At 74.0% G+C, this 14003-nt stretch carries 13 protein-coding genes and 1 pseudogene; 4 read left to right on the plus strand and 10 right to left on the minus strand.

Annotation, left to right across the window (positions count from 1 at the left end; all coding sequences use genetic code 11):
• Window positions 1–16: 16 nt before the first annotated feature.
• The 3 genes from ACFPZJ_RS05650 to ACFPZJ_RS05660 all read right to left on the minus strand — a co-directional run bounded on the left by ACFPZJ_RS05650 (window position 17) and on the right by ACFPZJ_RS05660 (window position 2970).
• Window positions 17–907 (minus strand): NAD(P)-dependent oxidoreductase, encoded by an 891-nt coding sequence (locus tag ACFPZJ_RS05650; RefSeq protein ID WP_381018058.1) that lies wholly within the window; start codon window positions 905–907, stop codon window positions 17–19.
• A gap of 137 nt (window positions 908–1044) precedes the next feature.
• On the minus strand, window positions 1045–2283 hold the full coding sequence (locus ACFPZJ_RS05655) for an ROK family protein (RefSeq protein WP_381018060.1): 1239 nt from the start codon (window positions 2281–2283) through the stop codon (window positions 1045–1047).
• 36 nt (window positions 2284–2319) lie between these two features.
• Entirely contained in the window at window positions 2320–2970 is a 651-nt protein-coding gene (locus ACFPZJ_RS05660; protein WP_381018063.1) for an alpha-ketoglutarate-dependent dioxygenase AlkB family protein, read from the minus strand.
• Window positions 2971–3038: 68 nt separating this feature from the next.
• Between ACFPZJ_RS05660 and ACFPZJ_RS05665 the strand changes: the two genes are divergently transcribed.
• On the plus strand, window positions 3039–4193 hold the full coding sequence (locus ACFPZJ_RS05665) for a methyltransferase (RefSeq protein WP_381018066.1): 1155 nt from the start codon (window positions 3039–3041) through the stop codon (window positions 4191–4193).
• Here ACFPZJ_RS05665 and ACFPZJ_RS05670 read toward each other — a convergent pair.
• Both ACFPZJ_RS05670 and ACFPZJ_RS05675 read right to left on the minus strand, forming a co-directional pair.
• Window positions 4162–5022 (minus strand): class II fructose-bisphosphate aldolase, encoded by an 861-nt coding sequence (locus ACFPZJ_RS05670; RefSeq protein WP_381018069.1) that lies wholly within the window; start codon window positions 5020–5022, stop codon window positions 4162–4164. The two genes, ACFPZJ_RS05665 and ACFPZJ_RS05670, sit on opposite strands and share 32 nt — an antisense overlap.
• Window positions 5010–5921 carry an SIS domain-containing protein gene (locus tag ACFPZJ_RS05675; RefSeq protein WP_381018072.1) on the minus strand — a complete coding sequence of 304 codons (912 nt, stop codon included), beginning with the start codon at window positions 5919–5921 and terminating at the stop codon, window positions 5010–5012. The genes ACFPZJ_RS05670 and ACFPZJ_RS05675 overlap by 13 nt, the downstream gene beginning before the upstream one ends.
• 129 nt (window positions 5922–6050) lie before the next feature.
• Here ACFPZJ_RS05675 and ACFPZJ_RS05680 point away from each other — a divergent pair, with 129 nt between their 5' ends.
• The gene (locus ACFPZJ_RS05680) at window positions 6051–6830 is read left to right on the plus strand and encodes a DeoR/GlpR family DNA-binding transcription regulator (RefSeq protein WP_381018075.1); all 780 of its coding nucleotides are present in this window, start codon (window positions 6051–6053) and stop codon (window positions 6828–6830) included.
• 57 nt (window positions 6831–6887) lie between these two features.
• Window positions 6888–8723, plus strand: a complete 1836-nt coding sequence (locus ACFPZJ_RS05685) for a glycoside hydrolase family 15 protein (protein WP_381018078.1) — start codon at window positions 6888–6890, stop codon at window positions 8721–8723.
• Between the two features lie 85 nt (window positions 8724–8808).
• Here ACFPZJ_RS05685 and ACFPZJ_RS05690 read toward each other — a convergent pair.
• A pseudogene (locus tag ACFPZJ_RS05690) lies at window positions 8809–8963 on the minus strand (SAM-dependent methyltransferase); the annotation flags it as partial.
• Window positions 8964–9178: 215 nt separating this feature from the next.
• Between ACFPZJ_RS05690 and ACFPZJ_RS05695 the strand changes: the two are divergent.
• Window positions 9179–9883 carry a phosphatase PAP2 family protein gene (locus ACFPZJ_RS05695; protein WP_381018081.1) on the plus strand — a complete coding sequence of 235 codons (705 nt, stop codon included), beginning with the start codon at window positions 9179–9181 and terminating at the stop codon, window positions 9881–9883.
• Window positions 9884–10013: 130 nt separating this feature from the next.
• Here ACFPZJ_RS05695 and ACFPZJ_RS05700 read toward each other — a convergent pair whose 3' ends face one another.
• From ACFPZJ_RS05700 to ACFPZJ_RS05715, 4 genes are all read right to left on the minus strand, one after another.
• Window positions 10014–10466: a phospholipase gene (locus ACFPZJ_RS05700; protein WP_381018084.1), complete on the minus strand. Its 453-nt coding sequence runs from the start codon at window positions 10464–10466 to the stop codon at window positions 10014–10016.
• A 585-nt stretch (window positions 10467–11051) separates the two neighbouring features.
• Window positions 11052–11717: a cupin domain-containing protein gene (locus ACFPZJ_RS05705; protein WP_381018976.1), complete on the minus strand. Its 666-nt coding sequence runs from the start codon at window positions 11715–11717 to the stop codon at window positions 11052–11054.
• 101 nt (window positions 11718–11818) lie between these two features.
• Window positions 11819–12745, minus strand: coding sequence for a DUF6807 domain-containing protein (locus ACFPZJ_RS05710; RefSeq protein WP_381018087.1), 927 nt, complete (start codon window positions 12743–12745; stop codon window positions 11819–11821).
• A complete protein-coding gene (locus tag ACFPZJ_RS05715; RefSeq protein ID WP_381018090.1) occupies window positions 12742–13857 on the minus strand; it encodes a Gfo/Idh/MocA family protein in 1116 nt (371 codons plus the stop codon). The genes ACFPZJ_RS05710 and ACFPZJ_RS05715 overlap by 4 nt, the downstream gene beginning before the upstream one ends.
• Window positions 13858–14003 lie beyond the last annotated feature (146 nt).

A 14003-nucleotide genomic window follows, 5' to 3' on the forward strand; every position in this document is an offset into this window, starting at 1 on the left:
GACGGCTTGACGGTGTTCAGGTGGACGGCGTGTCGTCGAAGCTGGCGAAGTAGGCGGCGGCCATGTCCTCGTCGGCATGGCCCTGGGCGGCGGCGCGCTCCAGGCGGGCGGCGCCGGCGGCGGCCACGTCGAGGCGGACGCCGCGCGCCGTGCCGGCCTGGACGATCAGACGGGCGTCCTTGGCGGCGGTGTGCACGGCGAACTGGGCCGGCGACAGCGCGCCGTCGAGCACCAGCTGGGCCTTGGCGCGCAGGTAGCCCATGTCGAGCGGGCCGCCGGCGATGAGGTCGAAGAAGCCGTGCGGGTCGACGTCGAGGGCCTTGGCCAGGGCCAAGGTCTCGCCGGTCGCGGCGGTGGCGGCCAGCACCCAGCTGTTGGCCACCAGCTTCAGCCGGGTCGCGGTGCCCTCCGCACCGTCCTCGCCGGTCCACACGGTGCGGGCGCCGACGGCGTCGAAGACCGGCGTCACCTTTTTGCGGCCCTCGGCCGGCCCGGCCGCCAGCACGGTCAACTGCCCGGCCTCGGCGGGCTGGCGGGTACCGAGCACGGGCGCGTCGTAGAAGACCAGCCCGTGGTCGCGGGCGAAGGCGGCCAGCTCGCCGACGGCCTCGATCCCCGCCGTCGTGGACTGCGCCCAGGCGGTGCCGGGACGCAGGGCGGGGGCGGCCCGGCGCATCACCTCCAGGACGGCGGCGCCGTCGTGGAGCATGGTCAGGACGGCGTCGGCGCCCCGCACCGCGTCCTCGGGCGTCCCGGCGATGTGCGCGCCGTCGGCGGCGAGCGGTTCGGCCTTGGCGCGGGTGCGGTTCCAGGCGCGCACGGTGTGTCCGGCGCGGGCCAGGCTGCGGGCCATCGCCGCGCCCATGATGCCGGTGCCCAGAACGCTCACGGTGAGCTTGTCGGTCATGACGTCGGCTTTCCGTTTCGGTGCGGATGTCGTGCTGCTGAACCTGTGCGCGGGAGTGGCTGCTGATGCTCCCGCGCCGGGTTCCCACCTGTGCGCCCGGGACTCCGGCTCGATGGTGTGCCGTCCTGCCGGTCCGCTCAGGTCAGCGCACCCAGAGGGTCGTCCAGTACCGGCTGCCAGGCCAGTTCCGCCGCTCCCACCAGGCTGTTGTGGTCCAGGGTGCAGGCGAGGATCGGGACTCCGCCGCTCTGGCCCCACAGGCTGCGGTCGGCGACGACCGCGCGGAGGCGGTGCGGGTCGGCGTCGAGCAGGGTGCGGTGCAGGCCGCCGAGGATGATGCGGTCCGGGTTGAGGATGTTCACCAGGCCCGCGAGGCCCAGGCCGAGGCGGTCGATGAGGGTCTCGGTGGCGGTGCGGACCGCCGGGTCGTCGTAGTGGTCGCGGATCAGGTCGTCGGCCTGCTTCAGCAGGGACACCTCCGGGCCCGGCTCGCGGCCCGCCGCCGTGAGGAACGCCAGCGGGTCGGCCTCCACGTCCAGGCAGCCGCGGCTGCCGCAGTGGCAGGGGCGGCCCTCGGGGTTGACGGTGAGGTGCCCGACCTCCAGCGCCAGACCCGAACTGCCGGTGTGCAGACGGCCGTCGAGGACCAGTGCGCCGCCGACGCCCCGGTGGCCGGTGGCCACGCACAGCAGGTCGCGGGCGCCCCGGCCGGCGCCGTGCCGGTGCTCGGCGAGCGCGGCGAGGTTGACGTCGTTGGCGGTGAAGGCGGGCCCGTCGATGCCCGCGGCGCGGACCTGCTCGGCGAAGATCTCCCGTACGGGCGCGCCCGCGGGCCAGGCCAGGTGCAGCGGGTTGAGCGCCAGTCCGTCCGGCTCGGCGACCGCCGACGGCACGGCGAGTCCCGCGCCCACGCAGCGCCGCCCGGTCTGCCGCAGCAGTTCGGCGCCCGCCTCGACGACGGAGCCGAGCACCTTCGCCGGGTCCGCGTCGACGACCTCGCAGCCAGGCGCGGTGGCGACGATCCGGCCGCCGAGGCCGACCAGCGCCGCGCGGAAGCCGTCGGCGTGCACCTGCGCGGCGAGCGCGACGGGCCCGTCCTCGGCGACCGCGAGCCGGTGCGAGGGGCGGCCCTGCGAACCGGCCGCCGCGCCGGGCCGGGCGTCGACCCGGATCAGTCCGAGCGCCTCCAACTCGGCGGCGACCGCGCCGGCCGTGGCACGGGTCACCCCCAGTTCGGCGGTGAGCACGGCGCGGGTGGGTGCGCGTCCGGTGTGCACGAGCTCCAGCGCGGGCCCGAGCGCGCCGCGCCCCCGGTCCAACCGCGTCCTCGAGGTGGTCCCTTCCCCCGCCGGCCGGGGGTCCGCCTTCCCGCTCATGAGGGCGAGTCTCCCATGATCCGCAGCTGCGGCGGCCTACAGGCCGCTGACCCTGAGCGTGATGTTGAGCCGCCCGGTGAGCCCCAACTCCGGCGGCGCGGTGCCCGGGTGCACCCGGGGCACTCCGTGGTACGCCGACCGAGAGGGGCCGCCGAAGACGAACAGGTCCCCGCTGCGCAGCTCGATGTCCGTGTACGGCCGGGTGCGCGCCTCGGTGTTGCCGAAGCGGAACACACAGGTGTCGCCGAGGCTCAGCGACACCACCGGCGCGTCGCACTTCTCGTCGCTGTCGCGGTGCATGCCCATGCGGGCGCCGGCGTCGTAGAAGTTGATCAGCGCGATGTCGTACGCCGCCGCTGTCGCCGCCCCGGGTCCGAGGGCGTCGGCGACCGCGCGACGGCCCAGCTCGCCGAGCCAGGCGGGGAAGGGCTTGACCGGGGCGCCGTCGCCGTCGACGACGGTGCGGGCGTAGGCGTACGGGTACCAGTGCCAGCCCAGGCAGACCTGGCGGGCGGTCATCGTACTGCCGCCGGGGGTGCGGACCGTGCGCAGTCCGGCCGGCGGGCGGGCCCATTCGCGGCAGGCCGTGAGCAGTTCTCGTTGCCGCTCCAGGTCCAGCCAGTCCGGGACGTGCACCGCGCCGGGCGTCACCTCCGTGCGGGCCCTGGGGAACAGCTCGACGTCCATGCTTCCCATCCTGCCCGACCGGGGCTGAGCTGCGGCTCGGCTAGCCTGGACGCACGATGAACGACCGTATGACGACGCCCTGGGGCGAGCTCGCGCTGACCCGTTTCCCGGAGGACCCGCGCGACAGGCTGCGCGCCTGGGACGCCTCCGACGAGTACCTGCTCAGGCACCTCGCCGGCCAGGGCGTCCCGCTGTCCGGGTCGGTCGTGGTGGTCGGGGACCGCTGGGGAGCGCTGGTCACGGCGCTGGCCGCGCACCGGCCGACGCAGATCACCGACTCGTACCTGGCGCAGGAGGCGACCCGCGCGAACCTGGCCCGCAACTCGGTGGAGCCCGGCGCGGTGCGGTTGCTGACCACGCAGGATCCGCCGCCGGACCGTGTCGACGTGCTGCTGGTGCGGGTGCCGAAGAGCCTGGCTCTGCTGGAGGACCAGTTGCTGCGGCTGGCGCCCGCGGTGCACGAGGGGACGGTGGTCGTCGGCACCGGGATGGTGAAGGAGATCCACACCTCGACGCTGCAGCTCTTCGAACGGATCCTCGGTCCGACGCGCACCTCGCTGGCCGAGAAGAAGGCCCGGCTCATCTTCTGCCTGCCGGATCCGGCGCTGGAGCGGCCCGCCAACCCGTGGCCGTACAGCTACTCGCTGCCTGACGGCGTCGGCCCGGTGTCGGGGCGGACCGTCGTCAACCACGCGGGTGTCTTCTGCGCCGACCGGCTGGACATCGGGACCCGGTTCTTCCTGCGGCACCTGCCGGACACGCGGGGTGCCCGGCGGGTGGCGGACCTGGGGTGCGGCAACGGCGTGGTCGGTACGGCGGTGGCGCTCGCGAATCCCGAGGCCGAGGTGCTGTTCGTCGACGAGTCGTTCCAGGCGGTGGCGTCGGCCGAGGCGACGTACAAGGCGAACGGGGTGCCGGGGCACGCGGAGTTCCGGGTCGGGGACGGGCTGGCGGGCGTCGCGTCCGGCAGCGTCGACCTCGTGCTGAACAATCCGCCGTTCCACTCGCACCAGGCGACCACCGACGCCACGGCGTGGCGGATGTTCACCGGGGCGCGGCGCGTGCTGCGGCCGGGCGGCGAGCTGTGGGTGGTCGGCAACCGGCACCTGGGGTACCACGTCAAGCTGCGGCGGCTGTTCGGCGACTGCCGGCTCGTCGCCAGTGACCCGAAGTTCGTGGTGCTGAAGGCCGTCAGGCAGGGGTCCGGTCGAGCACCCGGATGAGCTGCGCCACGGTGCGCGCCATGTCCTGCCTGCCGGTGGTGAGGTACTGACGCGGGTCGACCGCCTCGGGGCGGGCAACGAGGAACTCCCTGATCGCGCCGGTCATCGCGATGTTCAGGGCGGTGCCGATGTTGACCTTCGTGATGCCGCCCGCGACGGCCGCGGCCAGTTCGTCGTCCGGGACGCCGGAGGAGCCGTGCAGGACGAGCGGCACGTCCAGGGTGCTCGACAGACGCTTGAGAAGGGCGTGGTCGAGGCGCGCGGTGCGGGTGGTCATGGCGTGGCTGCTGCCGATGGCGACCGCCAGGGCGTCCACGCCCGAGTCGGTGACGAAGGCACGGGCCTCGTCGGGGTCGGTGCGGGCGCCGGGGGCGTGGGCGTCCAGTCCCGGCCTGCCGTCCTTGCCGCCGATCTCCCCCAACTCGGCCTCGATCCAGAGCCCTTGGGCGTGCGCCCAGTCGACGGCCGTCCGGGTCGCGGCGAGGTTCTCCTCGTACGGCAGCCGGGCCGCGTCGTACATCACCGAGCTGAAACCGGCGTCCGGGGCCTGGCGCAGCAGGGTGTCGCTCCGGACGTGGTCGAGGTGCAGGGCGACCGGTACGGCGGCCTGCTCGGCGGCGGCGACGGCAGCGCGGGCGAGCGGCAGCAGCCGGCCGTGGCGGAACCGGACCGCGTTCTCGCTGACCTGGAGGACGACGGGCGCGTGCACGGACTCGGCGCCCGCGACGACCGCCTCGACGTGCTCCAGCGTGATGACGTTGAACGAGGCGACGGCGGTGCGGTCGGCGGCGGCGCGGGTGACGAGTTCGCCGGTGGTCACGAGGGGCACGGTGCCTCCTGGTCGGTCCCGCCGGGCAGGATCACGGAGCGTGTGAGGTGGCGCGGCCGGTCGGGATCGAGGCCGCGGGCGGCGGCGACGGCGACCGCGAGCCGCTGGACGCGGACGAGTTCGGCGAGCGGGTCGAGCGTGCCCTCGATCCACCGCCCGCCGGTGTCCCGGACCTGCCGGGCCAGTCCCTCGGGCGCCTCGCCGAGCGTCCAGGTGGCGGTGCCGCGGGTGGTGACGGCGATGGGGCCGTGCCGGTACTCCATCGCCGGGTAGGCCTCCGCCCAGGACAGTGCGGCCTCGCGCATCTTCAGTGCGGCCTCGTTCGCCAGGCCGACGGTCCAGCCGCGGCCGAGGAAGGTGAACTGGGCGCACCCGGCGAGCCCTTCGGGCAGCGGTGCCGTCAGGGCGGTGCGGGCGTCGGCGACGACCGCGCCGGTGTGCAGGCCCAGGTGGGCGCGGAGCAGGGTGAGGGCAGTGGTCGCGAACCGGGTCTGCACGACGGACCGTTCGTCGGCGAAGTCCAGTACCACGAGGTCGTCGGCGGCGGACCTGACGGGTGTGTCCGGGTCGGCGGTGATCGCGGTGGTGCGGGTACGGCTCTTCAACCATGCCAGCAGGTCGAGGACTTCGGTCGTCGTGCCCGAGCGGGTCAGGGCGACGACCCGGTCGTACGCGCGCCCCCGGGGGAACTCGGAGGCGGCGTGGGCGTCCGTCTCGCCGTGGCCCGCGCCCTCGCGGAGGGCGGCGGCCGCCTGGGCCATGAAGTACGACGTGCCGCAGCCGACGAGCGCGACCCGCTCCCCCGGCTCCGGCAGCACCCCCCGGTGCGTGGCCGACTCTTCCGCGGCGCGTGTCCAGCACTCCGGCTGACTGTTCAGCTCGTCCTCGACCCGGGTCATGCCGTACCCCTTCGCCGCCTGATTTTTTCTGCAAGATACAGCGCGTTTTCGCGCACAATCAAGCATTCGGTCGCGCGTCAGGTGCGTTAGGGTCACCGCAGGGTTTCCGGGAACGGAGGAAGGGTGCGGATGTCGCGGGACGCCCGCTGGAAGGCGCTGCTGGAGCTGCTCGTCGAGCGCGGCCGGCTGGAGGTCGAGGAGGCGGCGGCCGAGCTCGGTGTGTCGGCCGCGACGATCCGGCGTGACCTCGACCGGCTCGCCGAACAGCAGATGCTGGTGCGCACCCGGGGCGGCGCCGTCGTGCACGGTGTGTCGTACGAGCTGCCGCTGCGCTACAAGACGGCCCGCCGCGCCTCCGAGAAGCAGCGCGTCGCCAAGGCGGTGGCGGATCTCGTGGCGCCCGGCGAGGCGGTCGGGCTGACCGGCGGCACGACCACCACGGAGGTGGCCCGGGCGCTGGCGGTCCGCGGCGACCTGGCGTCCGGCTCGCCCGCGCTGACCGTGGTGACGAACGCGCTCAACATCGCCAACGAACTGGCCGTACGGCCCCAGTTCAAGATCGTGGTGACGGGCGGGGTCGCGCGGGCGCAGTCCTACGAGCTGATCGGGCCGCTCGCGGACGGGGTGCTGAGCCAGATCACGCTCGACGTGGCGGTGCTCGGGGTCGTCGCGTTCGACGTCGTCCACGGGGCCGCGGCGCACGACGAGGCGGAGGCCGCGGTCGACCGGCTGCTGTGCGAGCGGGCCGAGCGCGTGATCGTGGCCGCCGACTCCAGCAAGCTGGGGCAGCGTGCCTTCGCCCGGATCTGCGCGACGGAGGCGGTGGACACGCTGGTCACGGACACGGCGGCCGGACCGGACACGGTGCGACGGTTCGAGGAGGCAGGGCTGAGGGTCGTCACGGTGTGACGCCGTTCGGCGGCGCCCGTCCGCCCCTTCGGCCTAAGCTGTGGCCAGGAGGCTGTGATGAGCGGTACAGCGAGCGGCGAGGGCGTCCCCGGCACTGCGCGCTACCTGCCGGTCGCCGAGCACGGGCTGATCGGCGACCTGCGCAGCGTGGCCCTGGTGGGAACCGACGGCACGATCGACTGGTACTGCTGCGGCGCCTTCGACGCGCCGAGCGTGTTCGCCTCGATCCTGGACGCGGAGCGCGGCGGCTGCTTCGAACTGGCGGCGGCCGTGCCGGCCCGCACCAAGCAGTTCTACTTCCCCGACACCAATGTGCTGATCACCCGGTTCTTCACCGAGGACGGCGTCGGCGAGGTGCAGGACTTCATGCCGATCAGCGGGGAGTCGGTGGAGGCCGAACGGCACCGGCTGATCCGGCGGGTGCTGTGCGTACGCGGTTCCCTGCCGTTCCGGGCGCGGGTGGCCCCCCGGTTCGACTACGGCACCCGGCCGCACACGGTCCGGCTGACCGGCGACATGGCGGTCTTCGAGTCCGAGGACAGGGCGCTCGCGCTGACCGCGACGGTGCCGCTGGAGGCCGACGGGCCCGACGTGCGGGCGGACTTCAAGCTCGCCGAGGGCGAATCGACGGTGTTCGCGCTGGACCGGGTCGGCGGCCCGGTCGCCCCGCGCCGGTGTGCGCGCACGGAGGCGCAGGAGCAGTTCGCCGCCACGGTGGCGTACTGGCGGCGCTGGCTGTCCGCCTCCCGGTACCGGGGGCGCTGGCGGGAGATGGTGCACCGCTCGGCGCTCACGCTGAAGCTGCTGACGTACGCGCCCACCGGGGCGATCGTGGCCGCGCCGACGACGAGCCTGCCCGAACAGCTCGGCGGCGAACGCAACTGGGACTACCGCTACGTGTGGGTGCGCGACGCGGCGTTCTGCGTGTACGCGCTGCTGCGGCTGGGGTTCACCGGCGAGGCCGAGGCGTTCATGAAGTTCGTGACCCGGCACGTCAGTCCGGGCGACGGCCGCGCCTCGGGCCCGCTGCAGATCCTGTACGGCATCGACGGCCGCACCGACCTGCCCGAGCGTGAACTCGGTCATCTGGAGGGGCACCAGGGCTCGGCGCCGGTACGGGTCGGCAACGCCGCCGCCGACCAGCTCCAGCTCGACATCTACGGCGCGCTCATCGACTCGATCTACCTCTACGACAAGTGGGCCGAGCCGATCTCCAGCGGGCAGTGGGACGACGTGTGCGCGCTGGTGGACTGGGTGTGCGCGCACTGGGACCAGCCCGACGAGGGTATCTGGGAGACCCGCGGCGGCCGCAAGAACTTCCTGTACTCGCGGCTGATGTGCTGGGTGGCCCTCGAGCGGGCCATCCGCATGGCGAACCGGCGCGGTCTGCCCGCCGACCTGCCGCGCTGGCGGGAGTGCCGGGACACGATCTACCGGCGGATCATGGACCGGTGCTGGTCCGAGGAGCGCCGGGCCTTCGTCCAGCACGAGGACGGGGACGTCCTGGACGCGGCGGTGCTGATGATGCCGCTGAGCAAGTTCATCGCGCCGACCGACCCCAAGTGGCTCTCCACCCTGGACGCGCTCACCGAGGAGCTGGTCTCCGACTCGCTGGTCTACCGGTACGACCCGCAGGCCAGCCCCGACGGGCTGCGCGGCGACGAGGGCACGTTCTCCATCTGCTCGTTCTGGTACGTCGAGGCCCTGACCCGCGCCGGCCGACTGGACGAGGCACGGCTGGCCTTCGAGAAGATGCTGACGTACGCCAACCATCTCGGCCTGTACGCCGAGGAGATCAGCCACACCGGGGAACAACAGGGCAACTTCCCGCAGGCGTTCACGCATCTGGCGCTGATCAGCGCCGCCTTCAACCTGGACCGGGCCCTGGGCTGACGGCGGGCCCGCGCCGGACGCGGCCACGTCGCGCGCGGTACCCGGCACCCAGCGCGGGTGACCGGCTCGCCGTCGTGGGTGGCGTTCACGGGCTGCGCCACACCAGTGTGCAACGCCAGACCAGGCGGCGGCGCAGCCGTGCGCCGGGCAGGACGGCACGCGCCTCGCGGACGATGCCGGGGAAACGCTCCCCCGCCGGACGCGTGGGCGCGCTCATGAGGCCGGCCGGGGCGCCGGCCTCTGCGGGGCCGCTGTCTGCCCCGCCGTGCGGGAGCAGCGGGGCGGGTGGGACGCACCCGGCCCGGTCCGGGGTCGGCGGCGTCGGGGCGGTGATGGCCAAGAAGCGGGTCGCCGGGTGGAACGATCACGTCGGGGGAACTCGTTCAGTCTCTGCCGGCCGCGGGCCTACCCCGCCGGCCGGCCCGAGCCCCGGTACGCCACCGCAGGAGAAGCGCATGACCGACCCGACCACGGACGAGGCCACGACCAGCCCGCTGACGGCGGCCGAGGAGGCCGTCGCCGGAGGGGGGCGTGCCCTGTCCGCCGTACTCCATGATCTGCGGGCCGTGGACGGCGCCCTCTACGCGGCGGTGGCCGCCACGCCCACACCCACACTCGACCGGGCCCTGCGCCGCCTGTCCCACGCCGCCGACCACTCCAAGATCTCGCTCGCCATCGCCGGGGCCCTGGCGCTGGGCGGGCCCCGGCCCCGCAGGGCCGCGCTCGCCGGTGTCGGTGCGATCGCCGTGGCCTCCGCCTCCGCCAACCTGCTCGGCAAGCGCCTGGTCCGCCGGGCGCGGCCGGACCGGGAGGCGGCCCGGGTGACCGTGGACCGGCACGTCCCGATGCCGACGTCGGCGTCGTTCCCGTCGGGGCACACGGCCTCGGCGGTCGCGTTCGCCACGGCCGTCGGCGTGGTCCTCCCGCCGGCGGCGGTGCCGCTCGGGGCGCTGGCGAGCGCCGTCGGCTACTCGCGGGTGCACACCGGCGTGCACTACCCGGGTGACGTGGCCGCGGGCGCGGTGCTGGGCATCGCGAGCGCCGCCGCGGCGCTGGCGACGGCAGCGGCGGCGGCCGCTCCGACGTCCAGGTGGCAGACGGCCCTCACGACGAGCCGCGGCTGGCTGGGGCACGTCACCCGCGCGGCGCGCGGGCGGTGACGTCCGGGCCGGGTGTGGCCCTGCCAGGGGACCGCACCCGGCCCTCGGCCGACTGACTGCCGACGGCGGCCGGTCGCACGAAGGCCCGTCACCGAGGTGAACCAGCGGCGGTTCCTCGGCCGACGCCCCGTCAGCCCAAGGCCTTCACGGCCTGGTAGTACGTCCATGCCGTGCTGTTGCAAGCGGTCTTCGTGCTGCCGCTGTAGTTGGCGCACACCCGCTTGAGGTCCTCGTAGAAGGCGCTGTCGAGGCGGGCCTTGTTGGCGCTGAAGGTGCCCGCGGCCTTGTAGTTGCGGTAGCCGAAGTCGTGGCGGGCGCAGGACTGCGCGAAGGGGAAGCCGAAGGGGTTGTCGGGCGAGGAGGAGCAGTAGTCGGTTGACCAGTCGAACCCGTAGGCCGACCAGGCGCCCTGGTTCGCACGGGCGGCGGCCCAGAGGTTGTAACTCGACGCGCTGGTCTGGGTCCAGCTCGCGAGGACCTGGGGCTTGTCGGCGGGAGCTGCCTCGGCGGCCGCGGCGGTGCCGACGACGGTGACCAGGGCCAGGGTTGAGGCGGCCAAACCGGTGGCGAGTCTTCGGTGCATCCCACACCTCTCATAGGACTGCGGCCCGACCATCGAGCCGCAGGTTCATGTCAAGATGATTCGCGCCTCCTCGCCGCCTTGAACCCGTGACGCTCGCAAATGCCCCATTGACTCCGGTCTGTTGCCGGTGCGGGAAGCAACTCCTGGCCATTGCCGGTCCGGGCGTCGGACTCGGAAGTGTTGCCGGTAACGGGAGTGCCAGCCTCCGGATGTCGGGACCCGGCCGTCCCGTGTCTGCACCGCGTCGTCGCCCCGGCGTACGTCGACTCCGGTGAGTGCCAGCGCGAGCGGCCCGGGGCGAGGAAGGCGAGCGGCAGCGGCAACCAGGCACAGAGGGCGGCCGTGACCACCGCGAGCAGAACCGGACCGCTGCCGCTGCGGCCCGTACGGCGTCCCCTACCGCACGGCGCACCGCCGCCCGCCAGTCGGTCGCCAACTCGGGTCGTGCGCAGACCCGGAGGCCCGCCACGGTGACGCCCGCCCCGGTCGTGAGCGACTTCTTCACCCAGGCGCATCGACCTCTTCGACCCGGACGAGTGCACGCTGCCGCTCGCCCTGCGGTTGAGGCCCCCCTCGCTGGTGCGGCTACTCCCCCTGGTACGGCAGCGTGGTGCCGGGCAGCGCGTACTCGTCCCGGCGTCCGCACATGCCGAAGCCGCCGAGCCGGGTGGGCGCGGCCTCGTACGCGGTCGCCTCGCCGAGGTACACCGGTTCGCCCGCCTCCAGTGCGTCGAGCTGGGCGCCGGTGCGTGCGGCGGCGGCCAGCGCGCCGGCCCGCCACAGTCCGCGCCAGACCGGCACCCTGTCGCGCACGAGACGGGCGGCGGCGCGCTGGAACTCCCGGTAGGGGCCGTTGTCCCCGGCGGCCAGGGCCTCGCGCAGGGCGAGGTAGCCCTCGACGGCGAGGTCCCTGCGCCGCCGTGCGGCGGCCTCCGTCTCCTCTCCCGTGCCCGGCGGCAGCGTGGCCGCGGCGGCGTACATGTGCGGGTCGGCCAGCACCTCGGGCGGGAAGGTGAACACCGCGTCCCCGGCCTCGGGAAGGCCGCTGTTCTGCATCAGCACGGTGATGCGCAGGTCGCCGCCCTGCACCATGCGGTGCACGGTGCCCGGTGTGAACCAGGCGACCGAGCCCGGCGCGAGCGGGATGTCCCGGTAGCCGTCGGGGCTGAGGGTCTGCACGGCGCCCCGGCCGCCGGTGACGACGTACGCCTCCGTGCACACCAGGTGCAGATGCGGGCTGCCGCCGCACACGCCGTCGGCGGCCTCCCAGGTGTAGGCGCTGAGGTGGGACAGGCCGACGGCGCCGGGCAGCGGGTGGGGAAGGACCGGCTCGGCTCCCTTCACCGGTGCGTTCACCACGGCAGGCCCTCCAGGTGCCCGGCGACCCGGTCCCGGTCCCATGCCCCGTCGGCGACGACGAGCCGGTAACGGTAGGCGAAGGACTCGCCCGGCGGCAGCTCGAACTCCTCGAAGAACGCCCAGGAGAACGCCACCGTCGGGAACGGCTCGGAGCGAACGAACCAGTGCGACTCGTGGATCGCCGTCGTGGCGTCGAGGTTCTCGGGCGCGTGCGCGAAGACGAGCGTGGAGTGGGCGTCGACCTCGTCGTGTTCCGTGGTGAAGGCCAGCCAGGGGCCCTGCGTGCCCATGAGCTTCCCGGCGTCGGCGTCGGTGTCCGGGGCGAAGACCGTACCGCCGGTGAAGTCGCGCGGGCCGCGCCACTGGAGCCCGGTGTAGCCGGCCATCTCGCGGCCGGCGGTGGTCGGGGAGCCGAACGCCAGGGGCGTGTCACGGACGTTGGTGAGGCGGATCGACCAGTCCAGGGTCCAGGCGCCGGCCTCCTCGTCCACCGAGTGGACGGCGATGTCCCGCACCTCCCGGGCCCATGCGGCGCCGCCGTGCTCCACCCAGGTGAGGTCCTCGGTGAAGGCGAGGCGGTCGTCCTCGACGGTGAACGCGCAGAACCCGTCGTGCCGCATGGAGCCCACCCGCTCGGGCAGGGCCAGGTAACCCTGGCCGTGGACGTAGCAGTTGCCGCCCCAGAAGTTCTGCCCGGACAGGTGACTGGCCGTCATCTGCAGGCCCTTGTGCCAGCGGTGGTCGTTCGGCCGGTAGCCGGTCACCGTGCGGCCGGCCAGGGTGCGCACCGGGTGCGCGTACGGCTTGCGGGACTCGAACGCCTCGGGGTCGGGGCGGTAGACGTAGCGGAGGATCTCGGTGCCGTTCGCCGCCGTGACCGCGACGTCCTCGCCGTGGGTGTGGCTGACTCGGATGCTCATGCGCGCTCCTTGGGAGCCCAGTCGGGGTGGTCGCCGTGCATGGCCGCGTGGAAGGGGTCGCCCGGCCCGATCTCGCCGGCGCGCACGGGGCTGCCGGTGAACGCCGCCTTGTACAGCGCGGCGGCGAACTCCAGCGTGGCGCGGGCGTCCCGGCCGCTTCCGGGTGGTCTCGTGCCGCTGTCGTAGGCGTCCAGGAGGGTGCCGAGCTGGGCGGTGTGCGAGCTCGGGACGTCGCTCGCCGGGGCGCGCCAGGCGGCGGTGCGGTCGGAGGAGACGTGCGGGGCCGGGGTGTAGACCCAGTTGTCGTTGGTGTGGCCGTACAGGTGGGTCAGCTCGACCGTCGCGTCGGCGCAGTCGATCCGGATGCGGCTGACCTCGTCCGGGGAGAGCACGCTGTTGACCACGGTGGCCAGGGCGCCGTTGGTGAAGCGGACCAACGCGGTCGACACGTCCTCGCTCTCCGTGTCGTGCACCAGCCGCGCCGCCATGGCCCGCACCTCCTCCCACTCGCCGAGCAGGTGCAGCAGCAGGTCGTACTGGTGGATGCCGTGGCCCATGGTCGGCCCGCCGCCCTCGGTGGCCCAGCGTCCGCGCCAGGGCACCGCGTAGTAGGCGGCGTCCCGGTGCCAGGTGGTCTGGCAGTGGGCGACCAGCGGGGCGCCCAGCTCGCCGCTGGTGATCAGCGCGCGGGCGTGCTCGGCGCCGGAGCCGTAGCGGTGCTGGAAGACCACGGAGGCGTACGCCCCCGACACCTCCTCGGCCGCGGCGATCTCGTCGTACTCGGCCAGGGAGAGGCACAGCGGCTTCTCGCACAGCACCCAGGCGCCCGCCTTGAGCGCGGCCACCGTCTGGTCCCGGTGCAGCGCCGGCGGCGTGCCGATGAGGACCAGATCGGGGCGTACGGCGTCCAGCATGTCGCCCATCGACGTGTACCCGGCGACGCCCTCGCCCGCCAGCTCCCGGAAGGCGTCCAGCCGGCCCTGGTCCACGTCGACCGCGGCGACGAGTTCCACCCGGTCGGCGTGGGCTCTGAGAGCGGGCAGATGGCTGCCGCTGACGATGGCTCCGGTGCCGACGACGGCGGCGCGGCGGCGGACGGGGGACAGGGACATGCGGCGCTCCTCGGACAGCCTGCGGACACGCGCTTGGAAAGCGCTTGCACTCGACACGCGACCCTAGGCGGGGGAGATTGTCAGGACAACCCCCCTGCGGTGACCTTGGCCAACGCCTCACCTGTGCGGGCGCCCGGGGAAGATCG

It is taken from the genome of Streptomyces bullii (assembly GCF_042657145.1).
In the GTDB taxonomy this organism is placed as follows: Bacteria; Actinomycetota; Actinomycetes; order Streptomycetales; family Streptomycetaceae; genus Streptomyces; species Streptomyces bullii.